This window comes from Ruegeria sp. BG10 (genome assembly GCF_056538575.1).
In genome coordinates this window covers 276,548-297,940 of the sequence record NZ_JBQFTI010000004.1, presented here as the reverse complement: position 1 = coordinate 297,940, position 21,393 = coordinate 276,548, and the positions used below count along the sequence as shown (strand labels likewise).

The following is a 21,393-nucleotide window of genomic DNA, read 5'->3' as shown; positions in this document are numbered from 1 at the left end:
TGCGAAATTCGGCAATTTATATTCGATCCATGCATGAATACTTTGCGCGCAAAGGAGATCGACCATGACAACAGCTGCAACTTTCTGGGACGGTATTGCCGCGAAGTACTCGCGTTCGCCGATCCGCGACGTGGAATCTTATGAATACACTCTGGGCCGGACACGCTCCTACCTGTCCAAGGGCCAAAAGGTTCTGGAACTTGGCTGCGGAACGGGTTCAACGGCGTTGCTGCTTGCGCCCTCGGTCGCCCACATAACCGCCAGCGATTTCTCCGAAGCCATGCTGGAGATTGGCCGCGAGAAGGCGAAGGCAGAAGGGCTCGACAATATTTCGTTCAGAACAATTGATATCACCAAGCCCGATGATGGGCAGACTTATGACGCCATACTTGGTTTCAACCTGTTCCATCTTGCGTCGGATATCGAAAGTGTCTTTGCGGACATTCACGCGCAACTGTCTCCGGGCGGCTTGTTCATCTCCAAAACGCCGTGTCTTGCCGAGGGCGGATTGGGGTTCAAGTTTGGATTGCTTAAGCTCATGCTGCCGTTGATGCAGTTCTTGGGCAAAGCGCCATATGTCAATCTGTTCAATGTCGAAACTCTGGAAGCCGCTGTGACCAATGCCGGGTTCGAGGTGATCGAATGCGGGAATTTTCCGGCGACGCCGCCGTCGCGATATCTGGTCGCCCGCAAGATTTGATATCCGTAACAGGCTTTTCTGCACATTCCGCATTGGGCTGCGGTCCAATGCGGCTTAAACAGGCCCCGAAGCAACAGCGGAGTTTGCCATGGGCCTGAATGTCTATCTTTCCGGAGAAATCCACACCGATTGGCGCGAACAGATCATCGACGGAGCGCATGGGCTGGACATCACGTTCAACAGCCCGGTGACCGATCATGAGGCCAGCGACGATTGCGGCGTGGCCATTCTGGGCGCGGAACCGAAAAAATACTGGCATGACCACAAGGGCGCGATGGTCAACGCGATCCGCACCCGCAAGGGCATCGCGGACGCGGATGTCGTCGTCGTTCGGTTCGGCGACAAGTACAAACAATGGAACGCGGCCTTCGATGCGGGTTATGCCGCGGCGCTGGGAAAATCGCTGATCGTCCTGCACGGTCCGGATCATCAGCACGCGCTGAAAGAAGTCGACGCCGCCGCGCTGGCAGTGGCGGAACACCCGTCTCAGGTGGTCGAGGTTCTGCGTTATGTGCTGACCGGCAAGCTGCCCGGTTAGTTGCGGTAAGAACAACCAGGCCCGCGATCTTCGGTGGTTGCGGACCCGGCCGAGTTCATGAACCTGCTCAGTCCCGTGGCGGCGTCACAAGGCCCTTCTGCACGGCGGGCCTGTCCAGAAAACGCTCCAGATACGCACCCAGGTTGGTGTGATCGTCCCAGCCGACAAGCTCCTTGGCGCCATAGAAATCCAACCCGCGCAGCCAGGGCGCGATGGCCATGTCAGCAATCGAGTAGTCACCGGCGATCCAGTCCTGACCGTCCAACTGCTGGTTCAGCACGTTCAGCAGGCGTTTGGCCTCGTTGACATAACGTTCGCGGGGGCGGGGGTCTTCGATCTCGCTGCCCGCGAATTTGTGAAAGAACCCAAGCTGGCCGAACATCGGGCCAACGCCGCCCATCTGAAACATCAGCCATTGGGTGACACTGTGCTTATCCGCCTTGGTCCTGCCCAGAAACTTGCCGCTTTTCTCGGCCAGATACAGCAGGATCGCACCGCTTTCGAACAGGCCGATGGGCTCTCCGTCCGGGCCGTCGGGGTCGATGATGGCGGGGATTTTGTTATTCGGATTCAGCGACAGGAATTCCGGGCTTTTGACGTCGGCATCCGCAAGGGTGACCAGATGCGCCTCATACGGCAGGCCGGTTTCCTCCAGCATGATCGAGGCTTTGACCCCGTTCGGCGTGGGATAGGAATACAGTTGTATCTTTTCCGGGAACTTCGCGGGCCAGCGGGCCGTGATCGGATGGGACGTGATATCCAGCATGGGGCGCTCCTTTTTGGGCTGCCCTCAGAAGGTAGGCGCGCAGGGGCGTTCCTGCCAGTGTCAGAGTTGTGCATTCCCGGTCAGGGCTTGTGTGATTTGGAACAACGGGGAAAACCCGTGCATCTCACACCTGGATTGCAGGCCGGATATCGCCCAGGATTCGGGCAAAGCCTGCGGCGACGATGCAGGAAGAGAGTTAAGCGAAAGGAGATGCGCGTGGATGAGGTCGTAACACAGGTGGGTGCCTATGCCCCGCTGATCATGAATGCGTTGAAGGCGCTGATCGTTTTGATCGCTGGCTGGATCGTGGCCAGTGCAATCGGTGGTATGGCGCGCCGCCGGATCAATGCGACGCCGCATATTGACCAGACGCTTGGAAACTTTGTTGCCAGCCTGGTCAAATGGGCGATCCTGGCCATGGTTCTGGTTGCGGTGCTGGGTATCTTCGGGATCGAGGCCACCAGTATCGTCGCTATTCTGGGTGCGGCATCTCTGGCCATCGGTCTGGCGCTGCAGGGGACGCTCAGCGATCTTGCCGCCGGTGTGATGCTGGTTGTCTTCCGCCCCTACAAGCTGGGCCAGTATGTGGATATCGGCGGGACTGCGGGAACGGTGAAGGACCTGAACCTGTTCACGACCGAACTGGTGACGCCGGACAATGTCCAGATCATCGTCCCGAACGGGCAATCCTGGGGGTCGATCATCACAAACTATTCGGCCCATGAAACGCGGCGTGTCGATCTGGTTTTCGGGATCGATTATGGCGACAGCGCCGATGAGGCGATGCAGATCATTCTGGAGATCGCGCAATCGGACAGTCGCATCCACGACGACCCGGAACCCTGGGTCCGTGTGACCAATCTGGGCGACAGCTCGGTTGACCTGACCGCGCGGCTGTGGTGTGCGGCGGCGGATTACTGGGATGTCAAATTCGAAGTCACCAAAGCGGTGAAAGAGGCGTTCGACGACAAGGGCGTTTCGATCCCTTATCCGCATTCGGTGGAAATTCAGAAAAAGGCGTAAAGCCTCCCGCCCGTCGGTCGGGCATTGAAATGCCCGCCTCCGGTTGGGCCCGGCGCCGCGCTGATCGCGCGGCGCTGCTACCCTTGTGAAACCGTCTGTAATGGCGCAACCGCGCCGCGCCGAAGGTGCGGCGCCTGGCCCAACGCTGGAAAGCGCTCTTGCGCAAGAGCGCATTCAGCGGCGGGAGCGGTCAGGACTTGATCACCACATTGGGCGAAACCACGTCGAGCCCCAGCGCTTTGCCGACCGCGTAGTAGGTCAGTTGCCCAGCATGCACGTTCAGACCGGCCAGCAGGTGCGGGTCGTCCTGGCACGCCTGTTTCCAGCCCTTGTCCGCCAGCGCCAGCATGAAGGGCATCGTCGCGTTGCCCAGCGCGATGGTCGAGGTGCGCGCAACAGCGCCCGGCATATTGGCGACACAGTAATGCATGATCCCATCCACTTCGTAGATCGGCTCGGCATGGGTCGTGGCCTTCGAGGTTTCAAAGCATCCGCCCTGATCGATGGCGACATCGACCAGCACCGCACCGGGTTTCATGGTGGACAGCTGTGCCCGCGTCACCAGCTTGGGGGCTGCCGCGCCGGGGATCAGAACCGCCCCGATCACCATATCCGCGGTCTGGATCAGCTCGGCCGTCGCGCCGGCTGTCGAATACTGGTTCTTGAATTGGCGGCCGAACACATCATCCAGATAGCGCAGGCGGGGCAGAGACCGATCCAGCACGGTAACGTCCGCGCCCATTCCGGCCGCAACCTGCGCAGCATGCGTGCCGACGACACCGCCGCCGATGACAACAACCTTTGCCGGCCCGACACCGGGCACACCGCCCATCAGGACACCGCGCCCGCCATTGGCCTTTTGCAACGTCCACGACCCGACCTGCGGGGCCAGCCGGCCCGCAACCTCGGACATCGGCGCCAGCAAAGGCAGACCGCCGGTTTCGTCGGTCACCGTCTCATAGGCAATCGCGGTACAGCCCGAGGCCAGCAGATCGTGAGTCTGGTCCGGATCCGGCGCCAGGTGCAGGTAGGTAAACAGCAGTTGACCTTCGCGCAGCATCTTGCGCTCGACCGCCTGAGGTTCCTTGACCTTCACGATCATGTCCGCGGTGGCGAACACTTCGGCCGCGGTGTCCACGATCTGCGCGCCTGCGGCGATATAGGCATCGTTGTCAAAGCCGGACCCTTGCCCGGCTCCGGTCTCGATGATGACCTCGTGGCCGCGGGCAACGGCCTCCTGAGCCGCATTGGGGGTCATGCCGACGCGGAATTCCTGTGGCTTGATTTCCTTGGGGCAACCGATTTTCATTTTGGCTCTCCATTCATAAACTGCTCAAATTATGTGCAATTGGCAGTGCAATTTCTGTGAAACTCTGCCCGGAAACAGGCTTTTCTTCGGGATAATCTTCGATAAAGTGTGAAAAACCTGCAATGGATTTGCGCGCATGAGCCTCGACACGACAGATAGAAAGATTTTGGCCGCCCTTCAGCGGAACGGGCGAATGTCAAACGCGGAACTGTCCGAACAGGTGAATCTGTCACCCTCTGCCTGTCATCGGCGGGTGCAGCGGCTTGAGGCCGATGGGTTTATCCGGAACTATGTCGCGCTGCTGGACGCGCGCAAGATGAACGTGCCCACGACTGTGTTTGTCGAGATCACGTTGCAGGGGCAGGCCGAAGAGGTTCTGGATGCGTTCGAAAAGGCGGTCGCGCGCATTCCGGACGTTCTGGAATGCCACCTGATGGCCGGAACAGCGGACTATATCCTGAAGGTCGTCGCCGAAAACACCGAGGATTTTGCCCGCATCCATCGCCAGTACCTGTCGCGCCTGCCGGGGGTGGCGCAAATGCAAAGTTCCTTTGCTTTGCGCACGGTGTTCAAGACCACGGCTTTGCCTGTGTGACCTGCCCCTGACGTTCTGATGGCTGGGTGTCCGGCGAGCTCCGGAACCGTGACAACGCGTGCTATGAGGTGCCGGGCCAAGGCGGAATAACGCCAACCCGTTGGCAATGCGGCAATTCTGACGGTTGTATCCTGTCGCCTGCGGGTCCAAATATGGGGGACGACCGAACTCTGTTTTGCATCGCCCTGACCTTGCGGCTCTGGGCGGATTCCTGTTGGAATGGGTTGTCATCAATTTTTCCGATGACATCAGGCGGTTACACTCGCCCTGTACGGTCCGGACCCGGTAGACGATAAGGAAAAGACCTTGGCTTACGAAAATGACGACGTCCCCAAAGACTGGCTGGAAGCCGAGTTGGAAGACACGCTGGACGAGGATTTCGAAATCGAGTTCAGCGAACCTATGCTTTCAATGGAAATCCGCAAGATCTACAAGGATCAGCATCCCGACATGTTGGACCGCAAGGTCTATTTCCGAAATCTGCTGCGCCTTCAGGCCGAACTGATCAAGGTGCAGGATTGGGTGCAGCATACCGGCGCCAAGGTCTGCATACTGTTCGAAGGCCGCGACAGTGCCGGTAAGGGGGGCGTGATCAAACGTATCACCCAGCGCCTGAATCCGCGGGTTGCCCGCGTGGTGGCGCTGCCGGCGCCGAGCCGCCGGGAACAGAGCCAGTGGTACTTCCAGCGCTACGTCCCGCACCTGCCGGCCGCGGGCGAGATCGTTCTGTTCGACCGGTCCTGGTACAACCGGGCCGGGGTTGAACGGGTGATGGGATTTGCCAGCGAAGATCAGGTTGAGCAGTTCTTTCAGGACGTTCCCGAATTTGAACGCATGCTGGTCCGTTCGGGCATCATCCTGCTGAAATACTGGTTCTCGATCACCGATGAAGAACAGCAGTTGCGATTCCTCATGCGCATTCACGACCCGATGAAACAGTGGAAACTGTCCCCGATGGATCTGGAATCGCGCATTCGCTGGGAGGCCTATACCAAGGCGAAGGAAGACATGTTCTTCCGCACCAACATCCCCGAGGCACCCTGGTATATTGTTGAAGGCAACGACAAGAAACGCGAACGCCTGAACTGTATCGAGCATTTGCTGACCATGATCCCCTATACGGATGTGCCGCAGGAAAAGGTCAACCTGCCGGATCGCAGGTACAACCCAGAATACGAACGGCGCATCCTGCCGGATGAGCTTCATGTGCCAAAGATATTCTGAAACGGAAAATGCCCCCGGATCGGGGGCATTTGCTGAATTTCTGATTGGGCGTTTGCCTTAGAAGATAAAGCTTTCCCGACCCAGATCGGCAACCAACACATCATCAAGGATCATTGTATTTCCCAAACCGTCGTCGATGACGACGTCACTTCCGGATTGACGAATGTGGTTGTTGATCAGGTCCGAGTAGTTGGCGATTTCTTTGGACGACCTCAGAAAAATCTGATCCTGCCCGGAAAAGTCAATAACTGTGTTGGTCCCGGCGGTAAACACGAACTGATCCGAGCCGCCGCCGCCAATCAGCGTGTCACTCCCACCGCCGCCGATGAGGCGGTCGTTTCCTGCGGCCCCGACCAGACGGTCATTGCCGGCGTTACCAGCCAGAATATCGTTGCCGTCGCCGCCATGCGTAAGGTCGTTGCCCGTTCCTCCGTACAACCTGTCATTGCCACCGGAGCCGATCAATCTGTCATTGTCCTCCAGCCCTCGCAGATTGTCATGCCCGGCGCCGCCGTTCACTGTGTCGTCTCCTGTGCCGCCGATGAGCGAGTCGTTCCCATTGCGTCCTGACAAATTGTCGTTGCCGGAACCGCCGATCAAAACGTCCTGACCGGTTTGTCCGACAAGAATATCGTCACCACCCTTGCCATCCAGTCGTCCCTGGGCACCCGCCTGCATAACGAACCAGTCGTCGCTTGCATCGCCCACCGTGCCGGCGGCCACGATCTCTCGGACAGGTGTCGCGGGTGCGTCCGGTACACCGGTATCAAGCTGAACCGGGGCTGAAGTCCGCGCAAAATTCTGGGTGACCATGACCGCAGGCCACCCGTCGAAATTGCCGATCATTATCCCAATCCCGATATATTCGAAATCCGGGTTCAGAATATTGGCGCGATGCCCGGGACTGTTCATCAGGCTCTGATGTAGTTGCACCACGTCGTCGCTTGCACCGGCAGATCCGCGTTCGGATTGCCATGCGATGTTCTCACCGGACCGCCAGTTGCCAGAAAAAACGAACCCCGCATCCCTCATCCGCTGAGTCGCGCTGGAGCCTCCGACACCAGTGTGGTCGAAAATGTCCGTTTGCAGCATCCATTCGCTGTGGTCCTCGGCGGAGTCGTTGAGTCGCCGTTCAAGCTCAAGGGGTTTCAGCCCTCTGCTTGTGCGCTCGTCGTTTATCAATGCAAGCATCTGCCTTTCGAGATTGCTGGCCGTTGACATGATTCTGCCTCCAAAAGGTTGTGTAATTTTGGGGCGACATTAATGGCGAGAATTTGGCGGGATATAGCCGCAATCTGGACGCCACTGGCCTTTTAGGCGAATTGTCACCGCCGGATTCACCCCATATGTGCGAAAACTTGCGCAGACATGGGCGTAGGTGCCGCGGGGCACCGGGGTGGCGCTCCGCGGCGGTGGGTGGGCTTAGACAAAGTCGATCGCGCACCCGTCGTCGACAAACCCAAAGTAGAGGCTGGTGTCGACCGGGTCGGTACCCGCATCCAAAGGGGTCTCGGACATGTCCGGGGCGTCGCCGCAACCGTCCCACGCCAGCATGAAGTCATCCGTAACCGGTGAGTCGTCCATCCTGAAATCGTCCACCAGAACCAGCAGATCGTTCACGAAGTCCTCGATCGCCGCAAGAAACTCTGCGACGTCGAAGCATTCACTGCCGGGCGTGTCAGCGTCCGTCACGTCGGTATCGGGCGTTTCCGTTTCGTCGGTATCGGGCGTTTCCGTTTCGTCGGTGTCGGTCACCTCTGTTTCAGGCGTATCCGTGTCCGTCTCGTCAGTGTCGGTTTCGTCGACATCGGGTGTCTCTGCATCAGGCTCCTCAGTCTCGGTTACGTCCGTTTCCGGTGCTTCCGTGTCAGGGTCTTCGGTCTCGGTGACGTCCGTGTCCGGCATCTGCGTATCCGGGTCTTCGGTTTCGGTGACGTCGGTGTCTGGCGTGTCCGTATCCGGCTCTGCAGTATCGGTGACATCGGGTTCAGTGGTATCCGGTGTCGTGTCCTCGGTGTCGGTTACGTCGGTATCCGGGTCTTCCGACACAGGGTCTTCAACGACATCCGCGGGCGGGGTGGGCGTGTTGCCGTTGTCCAAAACAACCGCTGCGTCCGTGGTGGCAAAGTTCTGAGTCACCATCACGGCATCCCAGCCGTCATAGTTGCCTTCCTCGATCCCGATCCCGATATATTCGTAATCGGGGTTCAGAATGTTTGCGCGGTGGCCGGGGCTGTTCATCAGGCTCTGGTGCAACTGTTCGACATCATCGCTGATACCCGGTGCGCCGCGTTCCGATTGCCAGGCGATGTTTTCGCCGGATCGCCAGTTGCCCGAGAAATCAAACCCGGCATCTTCCATGCGCTCTGTTGCGCTTGATCCATTTGCTCCGGTGTGGCTGAACCTGTCGGTGTCCAGCATCCAGGTGCTGTGATCTTCGGACGAATCGTTCAGGCGGGTTTCAAGCTGCAGCGGGTTCAGCCCCCGTGCTGTACGCTCTGCATTGATCAGCGCCAGCATTTCCTGTTCGTATGTACTTGCAGTGGACATGATGCCTCCGTTTTGAGTGGTCGTCTGTGTAGACGGGGCCAGTTACAGGGGGCATCGGCAGGGCTGATAGAGGCTGACGAACATCAGGCGAATTCTGGCAGTGCCGCGCTACCTGTACGGGATTCGCTGCGCTGCAAAACGCCGGGCAAAATGTTGCTAAGGTGGAAATGGCGGCTTGTCGCACAGGGGCGCCTTCGTGTCGGCGGAATGCAACCGGCCCTGAAAACGACAAACCCCCGGGCGGGGCCTCGGGGGTCGTCAAATAGTGTCATCCAAAGCTGGGCGAGACTTGGTAAGCTCTTAGAGCAAACCTTCGCGCTGTGCTTTCTTACGTGCCAGTTTACGGGCACGGCGGATCGCTTCAGCTTTCTCGCGCGCTTTTTTCTCGGACGGTTTCTCGAAATGTTGCTTCAGCTTCATTTCACGGAACACGCCTTCGCGCTGCAGCTTTTTCTTCAGGGCACGAAGCGCCTGATCGACATTGTTGTCGCGAACACTAACCTGCATGTGGTTGTCACCACCTTTCTAGATAGAGTTGCAAGGAAATTGCAGGAGTTGGCCGTATAGCAAAGCGTCTCTATCTTGTCTAGTACTGGCCCCGAGAACCGGAGAACCGCCATGACCACCACTTATGAAGACGCCAAACAGCAGCTTTTGGACGCGATGCTGACGCATGTGCCGTTTGACGGCTGGTCGGAAACCAGCTTTCGTGCCGCCATTGATGATTGCGCCATGGACGCGGCGCTGGCGCGTGCGATCTGCCCGCGCGGCGCGGTTGATCTGGCGCTGGCGTTTCATGCACAGGGGGATACCGCCATGGCAGAGCGTCTGAAATCTGCCGACCTGTGCGATCTGAAATTCCGCGACCGCATCGCGACGGCTGTGCGGTTCCGGCTTGAGGCCGTGCCGGACAAAGAACTGGTGCGCCGAGGCATGACCCTGTTTTCCCTGCCAACGCATGCGGCCGACGGGGCCAGGGCGCTGTGGCAGACCTGCGACCTGATCTGGGATACGCTGGGCGACACTTCGGACGATGTGAACTGGTACACAAAGCGGGCGACTTTGTCGGGGGTCTATTCTTCGACCCTGCTGTTCTGGCTGGGGGACGATTCGCCGGGTCATCAGAAGACATGGGAGTTTCTGGGCCGCCGCATCGGTGACGTCATGCTGTTCGAAAAGCTCAAGGCGCAGGTCAACGGCAACCCGTTGCTGAAACCGTTTCTGGCGGTGCCGAACTGGCTGGCCGGTCAGGTCAAACCACCGATGAAAATGCGGGGCGATCTGCCCGGTGTATTGAACCCGCGAAAGTAGACCCGTCTTGCCGCTGGGCCTTTGGCGGATTGCCTGTTAGGCCTTGCGCAAAGGAGATTTGCCCATGACCCAGATGATGCGCGCCGTTGAAATCACCCAGCCCGGCGGCCCGGACGTTCTGCAACTGACTGAACGCCCGATGCCCGAACCGCAATTGGGTCAGGTGGTGCTTAAAGTGGCCTATGCAGGGGTGAATCGCCCGGACGCATTGCAGCGGGCCGGGGCGTATGATCCGCCTCCGGGTGCCAGCGATCTGCCGGGGTTGGAAGCTTCGGGCGAGGTTGTCGCCGTCGGGCCGGGGGTCGAAGGGCTGACACCCGGCGATCGGGTCTGCGCCTTGCTGCCGGGTGGTGGCTATGCCGAATACGTGGCGACGCCCGCCGCGCATTGCCTGCCGGTTCCAAAGGACTTGGGGATGAAAGAGGCCGCCTGCCTGCCGGAGACCTTCTTTACGGTCTGGTCCAACGTGTTCACGCGCGGCGGGCTGAAGGCAGGCGAGCGGTTTCTGGTCCATGGCGGTTCCAGCGGTATTGGCACCACGGCGATCCAGCTGGCCAATGCGTTCGGGGCCCGTGTCTTTGTCACTGCCGGGTCGGATGAGAAATGCGAGGCCTGCGTTAAATTGGGGGCCGAGAAGGCGATCAACTACCGGGACGAGGATTTTGTCGGTGTCCTTCGCGCCGAAGGGGGTGCGAACCTGATCCTCGATATGGTCGGCGGCGACTATATCCCGCGCAACGTCAAAGCGCTGGCCGAGGATGGGCGTCTGGTTCAGATCGCCTTCCTGCAGGGTCCGGTGGTCGAGCTGAATTTTGCCCTGATGATGGTCAAGCGCCTGACCCTGACCGGCAGCACGCTGCGCCCGCAAAGCGATCTGGCCAAGGCGAAGATTGCGCAGGATCTGCACGAGGCGGTCTGGCCGTTACTGGAGGCCGGGAAGGTTGCCCCCGTCATGGACAGCGAGTTCGCCCTGGCAGATGCTGCGGCGGCGCACGCGCGGATGGAAAGCTCGGGTCATATCGGCAAGATCGTCCTGAACGTGGCCGGTTAGGACATCTGCGCGGGCCCGGTCCGCGCTGTGCCGATCAGGCAACCGCGCGGCGATACAGGTGCCAGGTTGCGTGGCCAAGAACCGGCATGACGACGATCAGGCCTAGCAGCATCGGGATCGCGCCGATAACCAGCATCGCCGCCACGATGAACCCCCAGGCCAGGATGACGCCGGGGTTGTGACGCAGCACCCGCACCGAGGTCACCACGGCCACCGGCAGCCCAACCTTGCGGTCCAGCAGCAGCGGAAAGCTGACGACGCTGATCGCCAGGGCGACAAGGGCAAACAGGAACCCCACGGCGTTTCCGAAGATGATCATCGTCCAGCCTGCTCCGGTCGTGAACACCTGCGTGACGAAGGCACCGAATGAGGTGGGCAGCTCGGGTCCAAGCGTGTGTTCGTAGATACTCTGCGCGGCCATCAGCCAGATCAGCAGAAGCATCACCAGATAGAAGCCAAGCGCCAGAATCGCGCCGAAAGACGGCGACCGGAACACGCCGAAAGCGTCCAGCCAGTGCACCTCGTCCCCTTTTTCGCGCTTGCGGCTGATTTCATAAAGGCCCACCGCGGCGACCGGACCAATCAGGGCAAAACCCGCGATCAGCGGCGCCAGCAGCGGCACCATGTTCCGGTTCAGCCCGAAGCCGAACATCAGCAACCCCGCAATCGGGTAAATCAGCACTATGAATATCGCGTCGGCCCGCGTTTCCAGAAAATCCTGATATCCGGCCCGCAAACAGGCACGCAGATCATTCAGGGTCAGCGTTTGCACCATCGGCAGGTGCCGCGTGTCAGCACTGCCGATTCGGGTGACGCTCTCGGCAACATGATCGCTGGTCGCGCCGATATTCCGGGCCGCCCAGCTGATCGGATTTCCTATAGTCTTGGCCATCTTCTTCCCCTCCCTTTGCGTATCAGCGCAGCGGAGTGAATCCGGCTTTGGTTGCCCTTGGCCGGACCAGCCGGCAACGCCCGAACAGCAGTATAGCACAAATTTTCGCGTTGTGGTTGCGCCACGCCGAATCGTGCCGATTGCCCTTATTTTCAGGCGTGTTAGCTTGGCGGCAGGCAACAGGAGGTCAGCATGCAGCAAATGGCACGAACCGTCGTTATCCATGAACACGGCGGCCCCGAAGTTCTGAAGATCGAAGACCGCCCTCTTGGCGATCCGGGGCCGGGCGAGGTTCGCATCCGACATCATGCCTGCGGGCTGAATTTCATCGATGTCTATCAGCGCACCGGGCTTTACCCGATGGACCTGCCGCATGCGCTGGGCATGGAGGCCGCAGGCGTGATCGAAGCCGTCGGCGAAGGTGTGACCCATCTGGAACCCGGCCAGCGCGCCGCCTATGCCACGGCGCCCGCCGGGGCGTATTCCGAAGCCCGGGTGATGCCGGCGGCGCAGGTATGCCCGTTGCCGGACGGGATTTCCTTTGATGCGGCGGCTGCGATGATGCTTAAGGGAATGACGGTTGAATATCTGTTTCACCGCACCACGCCTCTGAAACGTGGCGATACCGTGCTGTTTCACGCGGCCGCCGGCGGCGTTGGCCTGATCGCCTGCCAATGGGCGAAATCCGAGGGGATCACACTGATCGGAACCGCGGGAACGGATGAAAAATGCAGTCTGGCCCAATTCAACGGCGCGGCGCATTGCATCAACTACCGGACCGAAAATTTCGCCGAACGCGTCGCCGAAATCACCAAGGGCCGGGGTGTGGATGTGGTGATGGATTCGATTGGCGCGGATACGTTTGAGGGCTCGCTGGACAGCCTTGCTCCGCTGGGCATGATGATCTCATTCGGCAATGCGTCGGGGATAGTGCCACTGATGGATATCGGGATTCTGGCCAAGAAGGGCTCGCTCAAGATTACCCGGCCGACACTGCTCACCCATATCTCGGATCACACCGTCTGTCAGGCCATGGCGCGGCGGTTGTTCGGCAAGGTCGAGGGAGGCGAGGTCAAGATTCATATCGACCAGCGCTTTCCGCTGGATCGGGTGGCCGATGCGCACCGGGCGCTTGAAGCGCGCCAAACCACCGGCAGCACTGTTCTGGAACTTGCCTGACGGTCGGACCCGGTATTGCGCCGGGTCCGCCTGATTGCCGTTTCGTCCGTTCAGAACCGATAGGCCGCGCGCAGCTGAACGGTGGTCGCATCCACGTCGATGCCGGTGGAATTGAAGTTGTTGAACTCGTGATACAGGATTTCACCGCCGACGCTGATATTGGGGGCCACGATCTGTTCATAGCCTGCGCCGATGAACCAGCCATCGTCACTGCCGAGGTTGTCGGTTCCGGCGTCGGCAAATCCGCCGATACCGTATAGCAGCCCCTGTGATGTGACCTTGTAACCGGCGCGTGCCTTGATGCGCCAGACATCCTCGACCTCGACACCGGGCGTCAGCTCGATGCCGGTCCAGTCATAATCCAGCCCTGCACCAACGACCCAATCGCCCAGGTCGTAGTCATATCCGAGGATGATACCGCCAATCGCGCCATCGCCGTCGACACCCGATACGTTGGTGTCGATATCGGCGTAGCCGAACTGCAGACCGCCATAAAACCCGGTCCAGTTGCCTGACGATTGCGCCATCGCGGTCCCTGCGGCCAAGGTTGCGATAGCAGAAGCGAGAATAATTTTACCTGTCATCCTATTTTCCTTTCGATCGAAATGGTCTGCAGCAGACCCGTGCTGCCCTTGTTGTTATTACTGAGCACTACGGCCCGGCCTGACGACCGGATCACAGTTCCTTTGCACATTCCGACCCGAAATAACGTGCCCCGGCATGACATCCGGCAGCACAGGTCCGTGAAGTCCGGACACTTTGTTTCCTGAAAATGTAGGATTCCCGGCAGGGTGTTTCAAACGGCAATCGGCGGCAGAGTGATCTGCCGCCGACCCGGGAGTTTGTGTGAGCGAATTATTGCGCTTGCAGTTCCGCCGGTGTTTTTTCGGCGATGGTTTCCCAGTTAGTGCTGGCCTGTTCGATAAAGCCGGGGATGTCACCTTCCCAACGCTTCTGGATGCCTTCCGACAGGTTCAGGTACAGCTTGTTGTCGACGATCTTCCAGTAATTCGGGTCACCGTCGAACTTGAAGCCCATTGCGGCACCGAAGGCACAATAGCCACCATACGCGGGCAGGTAGGCTTCGGGATTTTCTTCAAACGCGGCTTTGTTTTCCTCGTTGGCAAAGCGGTACATCGCGTCATCGTGGATCGTGGTGATCTGCCAGTCACCCTTGGTCGGCGCGCCTTCGGTGAAATAGGCGACCGGGTCGTAACCCTGCAGCGCCAGGCCAGTGGTCGAGGTGTTCAGTTCTACGCCCGCAGCGATAGCCGAGCTTGCGATTGCGACGGACAGCGCGACGCCGCCAATAAGGGATTTGATCTTGTTCATTGTTTTCACCTTTCGTGAAACGGGCCACCCAACGACGCCGTAATTGCGCCCAGCCGACCCTAGTGATTTTGGTCCGTGCGACCGGCAATTGGTCGTCACGACACCGAAGTGGGCAGACCGCCATTCACGTTCAAAACAATCAATCGTGATTGTGCGGGGGTGAATAGGTCGTGTTCAGATTTGCAGAGTGTGGCCGTCGCGGTCGCTCCGGAACGCGATGACGAAATCTATCACCTTCTGCGCCGGCATCTCGCACGGGCGCAGGACCGCGCCGCTGTTTTCTGTCAGATACAGGTTCAGGCTGATGTAATCATCGCCGCCCAGTTCGTGCGCAACCAGCTTGTGGGATTTACCGCCGGCCAGCTCCGTGCGCGAAACAATGTATCGCCTCTGCCCGCTGCGCCCGGTGGATGTGCCCGGCGGGATGGCGAAAAACGCCGGCAGGAACGGTTGGGGCAGAATCAAGACTGTCCGATTTTCGGCTCGGTTCCGGCCCGGATGCGCGCGACGTTTTCACTGTGCCGCCAATAGACCAGCAGGGTCAGGATAATTCCCAGCACAAAGGTTGAACTGTTCGTCAGGATCATGACCCAGATGGTTGATAGCGCCGCTGCCGCCAGCGCGGCCAGTGAAGAGATCCGCCAGATCGCCGCCGCCACCAGCCATGTCAGGCAGCAGGCCACGCCCACGCGCCAGTCCAGCGCCAGCCACAGGCCCAGAAAGGTGGCAACGCCCTTGCCGCCCCTGAACCCCAGCCAGACCGGAAAGCAATGGCCCAGAAACGCGGCCAGCGCGGCGATCTGGGTGGCATCTTCCCCGGCCAGCGCGCGCGCCAGCAGAACAGCGACCGCGCCTTTGGCGGCGTCAAATATCAGGGTCAGCGCGGCGGCGGCCTTGTTGCCGGTCCGCAGCACGTTGGTGGCACCGATATTGCCCGATCCGATCTTGCGCAGATTGCCCAGCCCCATGACCCTGGCAATGATCATGCCAAACGGGATCGATCCCATCAGATAGCCAATCGCAGCCCAGAGGATCAGCTGGGTCATGGAACTGTCAAAGGGCGGCATCAGGGTCTCCGGTAAACTTCTTGTCCTGCCACATAGGTTGCGGTGACCTTACCCTGCATCCGCTGGCCGTCAAACGGTGTGTTCTGCGATTTCGACTTTAACGAGAACCGGTCCAGCACAAAGGGCACATCCGGGTCGAACAGCACCAGATCGGCAGGCGCACCTTGGGACAGGCGGCCACTTTCCAGACCCAGCCGTTTCGCCGGGTTCAGGGCCATGGCGCGGAACAGCGTCGGCAGGTCCAGCTGATCCGCATGATAGAGGCGCAACGCCGCCGGCAGCAGCGTTTCCAGCGCCACCGCGCCCGAGGCGGCCTCTTCAAACGGCAGACGTTTGCTTTCCTCATCCTGTGGCGTATGCATGGAACTGATCGTGTCGATCAGCCCGCTGCGCACCGCTTCGATCACCGCCTGCCGGTCGTCTTCCGACCGCAGCGGCGGCTTGACCTTGAAGAAGGTGCGATAGTCGGCCACGTCCAGTTCGTTCAAGGTCAGATGGTGGATCGAGGTCCCGGCGGTGATGTCCAGCCCGTTGCGCTTGGCGCGCTCCAGCGCGGGCAGGGCGCGAGCGGTTGTAATCTGATCGGCGTGGTAGGCAGCGCCGGTCATCTCCAGCAAGGCGATATCGCGGTCCAGCCCCATGCGCTCGGCCATTGGCGACACCGCAGGCAACCCGCGCAGCGCGGCGAACTTGCCGCTGGTCGCGGCTGCTCCGTTGCTGAGGCCGGGCTCTTGCGGGTGAGCGATGACCAGCGCACCGCAGGAGCGTGCATAGGTCAGCGCGCGGGAAAACACCTTGGTGTTGGCGACGACATGATCGCAATCCGTGAAAGCCACTGCGCCCGCGTCCTGCAGGAACCCGATCTCGGTCATCTCACGCCCTTCGCGTCCTTTGGTCAGCGCGGCCATGGTCAGCACGTTGACAGGTGTATCCGCCTGCGCGCGACGGGTGACGAATTCCAGCGTTTCCGGCGTGTCGATGGCCGGGCTGGTGTCGGGGCGTGTCACGATAGTCGTCACGCCCCCAGCGGCGGCGGCCAGACCGGCGGATTTGTAACTTTCCTTGTGGCGCTCACCCGGTTCGCAGACCTTGACGCCGATATCGACGATGCCGGGCGCCAGACAGTGTCCGCGGCAGTCAATGACGTCCGCGTCCGAAGTCGGCGCGTCGCCGTCACCCCGCGCGGCAATCCGACCTTCGGCAACCTGCAGCCAACCGGTGTGGTCCGTGCCATTTTCCGGATCAATCAAACGGGCGTTGGTAAAGATCAGGTTGCGCATGCCATGGCCCTTTCGATTGCGGCTTTGGTGGCGGCCGGGTCCGCCTGGTATTTTATCAGGTGCTTGTCGCCACCTTTGGTGACGATCTGGACGAAGCTGCCCATGGTGTTGACCGCTGCGATCTGATGCAGCGCGACCGTGCGCGGACCGGGGCCAGTAAGGGAGGTGTCCGACATCTGCCATGTGGCGGTCATCTCTTCCGAGGCCAGATACCACGCGCGCACGCCGACTGCGGCAAGACCGGCGGGTGCTCCGGTCCAGACATAAGGGTTGCCGACCAGCCACAGCACGATCATCGCAACGGCCATGGCCCCGGCGGCCAGCCACGTATTGGTGCGGATATAGGCGCCCTTGTCGGGGGAAAAGGTCACAGGATCAGCCACAGGGCGCCTCCGATAACCATTATGATCACCACAGCCGGAACGGCCGAACCGATGCGGCGCGGCTTGTCATCTTCGGGTACGGGTTGCGGGGCCGAAAAGGGCCGGGCGCTTTCGGTTTCGATTGCCCCGCCGGTCCAGTTTGTGGCCTCTTCGGTGAACAGACCAACCAGACGCACCTTTGGGTCGGGGTTCAGTGTGGCGGCGCGCCCACGGAAGGCGGCGCTGCGAACCACCATGACCCAGCCATCCATGGCGTCCAGAGCGCCCCGGTCCAGCTGGTCTTCAGAGACGCCGCATCCTTCGTGCAAGTAGCCAAAGAGGCCCAGGTCCTCCAGATCGGAAACCGGGAATACGTCAATCTGTTCAGGGTCCAGCCCCGCAACCCCCAGAACCTGATCGGCGGCACCGGGTTCGCGCAGGAACTTGGCCTCCTCCGGGCGCATGTCCAGTTCGAACAGGCGCAGAACGCCGCGTTCATGGGGGGCGACGGTCAGATCGCTCATGCCGCGTCTCGCAGGTTGTGGGCCAGCAGTTCCATCGCCGCCATGCGCACGGCGACACCCATCTCGACCTGTTCCTGAATGACCGAGCGGTTGATGTCGTCGGCCAGCGTGCCGTCAATCTCGACCCCGCGATTCATCGGGCCGGGATGCATGACGATAGCGTCCGGCTTGGCCAGCGCCAGCTTGGCGGCGTCCAGCCCGTAGCGGTGGTAATACTCACGTTCCGAGGGGATGAATCCGCCATCCATCCGTTCTTTCTGAAGCCGCAGCATCATGACGACATCGACGTCCTTGAGACCTTCGTTCATGTCGTCATAGATCTCGGCGCCAAACTCGGCGAACTGGCCGGGCACCAGCGTCGGCGGGCCGATCAGGCGGATGCGGTTCTCCATCTTGCCCAGCAGGATCAGGTTCGACCGCGCGACGCGGGAATGGGCGACATCTCCGCAGATCGCGATGTTCAGACGGTGCAGGCGGCCCTTGGCGCGGCGAATGGTCAGCGCGTCCAGCAGCGCCTGCGTCGGATGCTCGTGCCGCCCGTCGCCTGCATTCAGCACCGCGCAGTTCACCTTTTGCGCCAGCAGGTCCACTGCACCGGATTGCGGGTGCCGTACCACCAGCAGATCGGGGTGCATCGCGTTCAGCGTCATCGCCGTGTCGATCAGCGTTTCACCTTTTTTGATCGAACTGGCCTGCATCGCCATGTTCATCACATCCGCGCCCAGACGCTTGCCGGCCAGTTCGAAACTGGCCTGCGTACGGGTCGAGTTCTCGAAGAACATATTGACCTGCGTCAGCCCCGACAGCACGTCCGAATGCTTGGTCGACTGACGGTTCATGTCGACGTATTTTTCGGCCAGATCAAGAATGGCGGTGATATCGGATTGCGACAGGTGCTCGATGCCAAGAAGGTGACGATGGGCGAAACGCATGGGCGGGCTCCTGTCTGACAATCGGGCCGCTTATAGAAAGCCGCGCGCGCCGAGGCAACCTAAGGTTCCGTGCTTTCAGGCAGTTTCTCGCATCCGCCGTCCGGCAGACATTGCTCGCCCGGCTTGCACCACTTGCCGTAGCCGCAGTCGACGGCCTTGACCGGGACACAGCCCTGATGTTCGGAACACTTGAAGCCGGGGCGGCATTGCGATCCGGTTTCTTCGCACAGAAACCAGCCGGGGCGCGTACATCCGCCGCCCGGCAGACAGGATGATCCCGCCCCGCAGCTTCGGCCATTGTCGCATAGGGTGGGCAAGCCCTGCGTCGCGGTGTTCGGGTCGAATTCCGGGGTGATCCGCTCGCATTCGCCGCGCGCATTGCAAAACGTACCGCCCGGACAATCGAGGCGCGAGGTGCATCGGTTGGCCCCCGCCGGTGCACAGCGCGTCCCGCCGGCCACGCACCGTTCAAACGGACCACAGGTACGGCCGCCGCCGCAATAGGTGCCGCCCAGCGGGATGCAGTGGCCGTCAAAGCTGCACCGTTGCCCGCCCGAACAGCACCGGGCGCCGCACTGGAACTGCCCGCCGCGGCACTGGCCGTTGCGGTCGAACAGTTGCGCAACGGCCGGGCCGCTGAGCACGGTCAGCAGCAGGGAAATCAGAAGGAATCGCAGCAATACCAACATGAATACCCCGATGGTCGGTGCGACGGACGGACCGATCAAGGCCTATTCGCTTTCCCTCGTTCAAAAGCTGGTTAGATTGAGGGGTATGGAATCGGCTCTGGACTATCATACCGCGCGGGCGCTGCTGGAATGGCAGATCGAACTGGGTGCGACCGACGCGGTTGGCGACGCCCCGGTGGATCGGTATGCGCTGCCCGACACCGCGCCCAGGGCCAAAAAGCCGGCCGCGGCGCAGGTTGCACCCGAAAAACCTGCGCAGACCGACCCGGTCGCGGTGGCGCAAGCGGCGGCACGGGCCGCCGGATCGCTGGAACAGTTGCGCGCTGCGATGGATGCATTCGATCTGTGCGAGCTGAAACGCGGAGCCCGGCAGTTGGTCTTTGCCGACGGCACGCCGGGCGCGCGGGTGATGATCATTGGCGAGGCTCCGGGCCGCGACGAGGACCGCGAAGGCAAGCCCTTTGTCGGTCGCGCCGGGCAGTTGCTGGATCGGATGCTGGCGGCGATTGACCTGAACCGCGGCAAAAACGTCTATATCACCAATGTCCTGCCCTGGCGGCCACCGCAGAATCGCGATCCCAAACCCGAAGAGATCGGGATGATGAAGCCGTTCCTTGAACGCCATGTCGCGCTGGCCAAGCCCGAGGTGCTGGTGGTGATGGGCAACATCAGCTGTCAGGCAGTGCTGGGCAAACGCGGCATCACGCGGTTGCGCGGGCAATGGGATCAGGCGCTGGATCTGCCGGTCATTCCGATGTTTCACCCCGCCTACCTGCTGCGACAGCCACAGATGAAACGGCAGGCCTGGGCGGACCTGCTGGAGCTCAGGGCGCGACTGGGGGCGGTGGGATGAAGATACTTGCCTTCTCTGATCTGCATATGGCACGCAACCGCGCCGCCGAGGTTGTCGGGGCCAGCGCCGCCGCCGATCTGGTGATCGGTGCGGGGGACTACTGCAACATGCGGCAGGGGCTGGCCGAGGCGATGGGGATGCTGTCGGGGATCACCGCGCCGCTGGTGCTGATCCCCGGCAATGCCGAAAGCGCCGGAGAACTGAAGGATGCCGCACCCGAAGGCGTGCATGTATTGCACGGCACTGGCATGACGGTGGATGGCCTGCGTCTTTTTGGCCTCGGCTACGGCGTCCCGGTCACGCCGTTTGGCGCATGGTCCTGTGACCTGACAGACGCAGAGGCCGCCGAGTTGCTGGACCGTTGCGATGCCGCGGACATCCTGATCGCGCATTCGCCGCCCAAGGGCTATGGCGATGTCACTTCGGCGGGCGATGCGGTCGGGTCGGTGGCCGTGCGCGATGCCATTGAACGCCTGCAGCCGCAATACGCGCTGTGCGGCCATATCCACGACAGCTGGGGCTATCGCGGCACGATAGGCCGTACGCAGGTTGCCAATCTGGGTCCACGCACAAACTGGTTCGAGGTGAACATATGATTGAAACCGTCACGCTGCTGGCCTTTGTTCCCGCGGCGATTGCCCTGAATTTCACGCCTGGGGCCGACATGATGTTCTGTTTCGGTCAGGGGCTGCGGTCGGGGGCGCGGCCGGCACTGGTCGCCAGCGCTGGGATTTCCTTTGGGCTGATGGTTCACGTTTTGCTGGCCGGGCTGGGGCTGGGCGCGGCGGTGGCCACGATGCCCTGGCTGTTCGATGTGATCCGCTGGCTGGGCGTTGGCTATCTTCTCTATCTCGCCTGGAGTGCGATCCGGAACGGCGCAATTGCGGCGGACGCGCCTGCCAGACCGACCCGATTTGCCTTTCGCGACGGGATGGTGGTGAACCTGACAAACCCCAAGATCATCCTGTTTGTCCTGGCTTTCATCCCGCAATTCGTGAACCCGGCGGCAGGCTCGATTCTGGCGCAGTTTCTGATATTCGGACTGATCATCGCGCTGGGCGGGTTCGTGGTGAACGGTCTGGTAGGCATATTTGCCGGCGGCGCGGGGCGGATCCTGATCTCGAACGCACGCGCCTCGCGTATCATGGGCTGGGTAACCGGCGGGATTTTCACCGCGCTTGCGGTGCGTCTGGCCGTGATGGAAAGGGCCTGACGC

The 21,393-nt window shown here is 60.9% G+C and carries 26 protein-coding genes; 11 read left to right on the top strand and 15 right to left on the bottom strand.

Annotated features, from left to right (window positions below; genetic code table 11):
- Window positions 1-64 precede the first annotated feature (64 nt).
- Together ACR0D8_RS16740 and ACR0D8_RS16735 are read left to right on the top strand one after the other, a co-directional pair.
- Complete coding sequence (locus tag ACR0D8_RS16740) at window positions 65-700, top strand: class I SAM-dependent methyltransferase (RefSeq protein WP_480648187.1); 636 nt, start codon at window positions 65-67, stop codon at window positions 698-700.
- Between the two features lie 88 nt (window positions 701-788).
- Entirely contained in the window at window positions 789-1,238 is a 450-nt protein-coding gene (locus ACR0D8_RS16735; protein ID WP_480648185.1) for a YtoQ family protein, read from the top strand.
- 67 nt (window positions 1,239-1,305) lie between these two features.
- Here the strand turns inward: ACR0D8_RS16735 and ACR0D8_RS16730 are convergent, their stop codons facing one another.
- The gene (locus ACR0D8_RS16730; RefSeq protein WP_475154887.1) at window positions 1,306-2,004 is read right to left on the bottom strand and encodes a glutathione S-transferase family protein; all 699 of its coding nucleotides are present in this window, start codon (window positions 2,002-2,004) and stop codon (window positions 1,306-1,308) included.
- Between the two features lie 216 nt (window positions 2,005-2,220).
- Here ACR0D8_RS16730 and ACR0D8_RS16725 point away from each other — a divergent pair, with 216 nt between their 5' ends.
- Window positions 2,221-3,027 carry a mechanosensitive ion channel family protein gene (locus tag ACR0D8_RS16725; protein WP_480648183.1) on the top strand — a complete coding sequence of 269 codons (807 nt, stop codon included), beginning with the start codon at window positions 2,221-2,223 and terminating at the stop codon, window positions 3,025-3,027.
- Window positions 3,028-3,217: 190 nt separating this feature from the next.
- Here the strand turns inward: ACR0D8_RS16725 and ald are convergent, their stop codons facing one another.
- The gene (ald, locus tag ACR0D8_RS16720) at window positions 3,218-4,336 is read right to left on the bottom strand and encodes an alanine dehydrogenase (protein ID WP_475154879.1); all 1,119 of its coding nucleotides are present in this window, start codon (window positions 4,334-4,336) and stop codon (window positions 3,218-3,220) included.
- A gap of 136 nt (window positions 4,337-4,472) precedes the next feature.
- Here ald and ACR0D8_RS16715 point away from each other — a divergent pair, with 136 nt between their 5' ends.
- Together ACR0D8_RS16715 and ppk2 are read left to right on the top strand one after the other, a co-directional pair.
- A complete protein-coding gene (locus ACR0D8_RS16715; protein WP_480648181.1) occupies window positions 4,473-4,931 on the top strand; it encodes an Lrp/AsnC family transcriptional regulator in 459 nt (152 codons plus the stop codon).
- A 306-nt stretch (window positions 4,932-5,237) separates the two neighbouring features.
- Window positions 5,238-6,155, top strand: coding sequence for a polyphosphate kinase 2 (ppk2, locus tag ACR0D8_RS16710; RefSeq protein WP_475154871.1), 918 nt, complete (start codon window positions 5,238-5,240; stop codon window positions 6,153-6,155).
- 57 nt (window positions 6,156-6,212) lie between these two features.
- Here the strand turns inward: ppk2 and ACR0D8_RS16705 are convergent, their stop codons facing one another.
- The 3 genes from ACR0D8_RS16705 to rpsU form a co-directional block, all read right to left on the bottom strand.
- Window positions 6,213-7,376, bottom strand: coding sequence for a CAP domain-containing protein (locus ACR0D8_RS16705; protein WP_480648179.1), 1,164 nt, complete (start codon window positions 7,374-7,376; stop codon window positions 6,213-6,215).
- Between the two features lie 201 nt (window positions 7,377-7,577).
- Window positions 7,578-8,705, bottom strand: a complete 1,128-nt coding sequence (locus ACR0D8_RS16700; protein ID WP_480648177.1) for a CAP domain-containing protein — start codon at window positions 8,703-8,705, stop codon at window positions 7,578-7,580.
- Between the two features lie 300 nt (window positions 8,706-9,005).
- Window positions 9,006-9,212 (bottom strand): 30S ribosomal protein S21, encoded by a 207-nt coding sequence (gene rpsU, locus ACR0D8_RS16695; RefSeq protein ID WP_005614280.1) that lies wholly within the window; start codon window positions 9,210-9,212, stop codon window positions 9,006-9,008.
- Window positions 9,213-9,323: 111 nt separating this feature from the next.
- Here rpsU and ACR0D8_RS16690 point away from each other — a divergent pair, with 111 nt between their 5' ends.
- Together ACR0D8_RS16690 and ACR0D8_RS16685 are read left to right on the top strand one after the other, a co-directional pair.
- On the top strand, window positions 9,324-10,016 hold the full coding sequence (locus ACR0D8_RS16690; RefSeq protein ID WP_480648175.1) for a COQ9 family protein: 693 nt from the start codon (window positions 9,324-9,326) through the stop codon (window positions 10,014-10,016).
- A 64-nt stretch (window positions 10,017-10,080) separates the two neighbouring features.
- Entirely contained in the window at window positions 10,081-11,067 is a 987-nt protein-coding gene (locus ACR0D8_RS16685) for an NAD(P)H-quinone oxidoreductase (RefSeq protein ID WP_480648173.1), read from the top strand.
- A gap of 34 nt (window positions 11,068-11,101) precedes the next feature.
- Here ACR0D8_RS16685 and ACR0D8_RS16680 read toward each other — a convergent pair whose 3' ends face one another.
- A complete protein-coding gene (locus tag ACR0D8_RS16680; protein ID WP_475154848.1) occupies window positions 11,102-11,959 on the bottom strand; it encodes a DUF2189 domain-containing protein in 858 nt (285 codons plus the stop codon).
- 192 nt (window positions 11,960-12,151) lie between these two features.
- Between ACR0D8_RS16680 and ACR0D8_RS16675 the strand changes: the two genes are divergently transcribed.
- Complete coding sequence (locus tag ACR0D8_RS16675; RefSeq protein ID WP_480648171.1) at window positions 12,152-13,138, top strand: quinone oxidoreductase family protein; 987 nt, start codon at window positions 12,152-12,154, stop codon at window positions 13,136-13,138.
- Window positions 13,139-13,188: 50 nt separating this feature from the next.
- On the opposite strand, the gene ACR0D8_RS16670 is transcribed toward ACR0D8_RS16675, so the two are convergent.
- From ACR0D8_RS16670 to ACR0D8_RS16630, 9 genes are all read right to left on the bottom strand, one after another.
- Window positions 13,189-13,722: an outer membrane protein gene (locus ACR0D8_RS16670; protein ID WP_475154840.1), complete on the bottom strand. Its 534-nt coding sequence runs from the start codon at window positions 13,720-13,722 to the stop codon at window positions 13,189-13,191.
- A 271-nt stretch (window positions 13,723-13,993) separates the two neighbouring features.
- A complete protein-coding gene (locus ACR0D8_RS16665; protein WP_475154838.1) occupies window positions 13,994-14,470 on the bottom strand; it encodes a YHS domain-containing (seleno)protein in 477 nt (158 codons plus the stop codon).
- Window positions 14,471-14,644: 174 nt separating this feature from the next.
- Window positions 14,645-14,935: a hypothetical protein gene (locus ACR0D8_RS16660; protein ID WP_480648169.1), complete on the bottom strand. Its 291-nt coding sequence runs from the start codon at window positions 14,933-14,935 to the stop codon at window positions 14,645-14,647.
- A complete protein-coding gene (plsY, locus tag ACR0D8_RS16655; RefSeq protein ID WP_480648167.1) occupies window positions 14,932-15,537 on the bottom strand; it encodes a glycerol-3-phosphate 1-O-acyltransferase PlsY in 606 nt (201 codons plus the stop codon). Before plsY ends, ACR0D8_RS16660 begins: the two co-directional genes overlap by 4 nt.
- Window positions 15,537-16,817: a dihydroorotase gene (pyrC, locus tag ACR0D8_RS16650; RefSeq protein WP_480648165.1), complete on the bottom strand. Its 1,281-nt coding sequence runs from the start codon at window positions 16,815-16,817 to the stop codon at window positions 15,537-15,539. Before pyrC ends, plsY begins: the two co-directional genes overlap by 1 nt.
- Window positions 16,805-17,200 carry a hypothetical protein gene (locus ACR0D8_RS16645; RefSeq protein ID WP_480648163.1) on the bottom strand — a complete coding sequence of 132 codons (396 nt, stop codon included), beginning with the start codon at window positions 17,198-17,200 and terminating at the stop codon, window positions 16,805-16,807. The genes pyrC and ACR0D8_RS16645 overlap by 13 nt, the downstream gene beginning before the upstream one ends.
- A complete protein-coding gene (locus ACR0D8_RS16640; protein ID WP_480648162.1) occupies window positions 17,185-17,703 on the bottom strand; it encodes a hypothetical protein in 519 nt (172 codons plus the stop codon). The genes ACR0D8_RS16645 and ACR0D8_RS16640 overlap by 16 nt, the downstream gene beginning before the upstream one ends.
- The gene (locus ACR0D8_RS16635; RefSeq protein ID WP_480648160.1) at window positions 17,700-18,635 is read right to left on the bottom strand and encodes an aspartate carbamoyltransferase catalytic subunit; all 936 of its coding nucleotides are present in this window, start codon (window positions 18,633-18,635) and stop codon (window positions 17,700-17,702) included. The genes ACR0D8_RS16640 and ACR0D8_RS16635 overlap by 4 nt, the downstream gene beginning before the upstream one ends.
- A 59-nt stretch (window positions 18,636-18,694) precedes the next feature.
- Window positions 18,695-19,324 (bottom strand): scavenger receptor class F, member 2, encoded by a 630-nt coding sequence (locus tag ACR0D8_RS16630; RefSeq protein ID WP_480648158.1) that lies wholly within the window; start codon window positions 19,322-19,324, stop codon window positions 18,695-18,697.
- An 85-nt stretch (window positions 19,325-19,409) separates the two neighbouring features.
- Between ACR0D8_RS16630 and ACR0D8_RS16625 the strand changes: the two genes are divergently transcribed.
- Genes ACR0D8_RS16625 through ACR0D8_RS16615 form a run of 3 tightly spaced genes read left to right on the top strand, consistent with a single transcriptional unit; the run spans window position 19,410 to window position 21,390 of the window.
- The gene (locus ACR0D8_RS16625; protein ID WP_480648272.1) at window positions 19,410-20,177 is read left to right on the top strand and encodes a uracil-DNA glycosylase; all 768 of its coding nucleotides are present in this window, start codon (window positions 19,410-19,412) and stop codon (window positions 20,175-20,177) included.
- Complete coding sequence (locus ACR0D8_RS16620; RefSeq protein WP_475154803.1) at window positions 20,174-20,773, top strand: metallophosphoesterase family protein; 600 nt, start codon at window positions 20,174-20,176, stop codon at window positions 20,771-20,773. Before ACR0D8_RS16625 ends, ACR0D8_RS16620 begins: the two co-directional genes overlap by 4 nt.
- The gene (locus tag ACR0D8_RS16615; protein WP_480648156.1) at window positions 20,770-21,390 is read left to right on the top strand and encodes a LysE family translocator; all 621 of its coding nucleotides are present in this window, start codon (window positions 20,770-20,772) and stop codon (window positions 21,388-21,390) included. Before ACR0D8_RS16620 ends, ACR0D8_RS16615 begins: the two co-directional genes overlap by 4 nt.
- Window positions 21,391-21,393 lie beyond the last annotated feature (3 nt).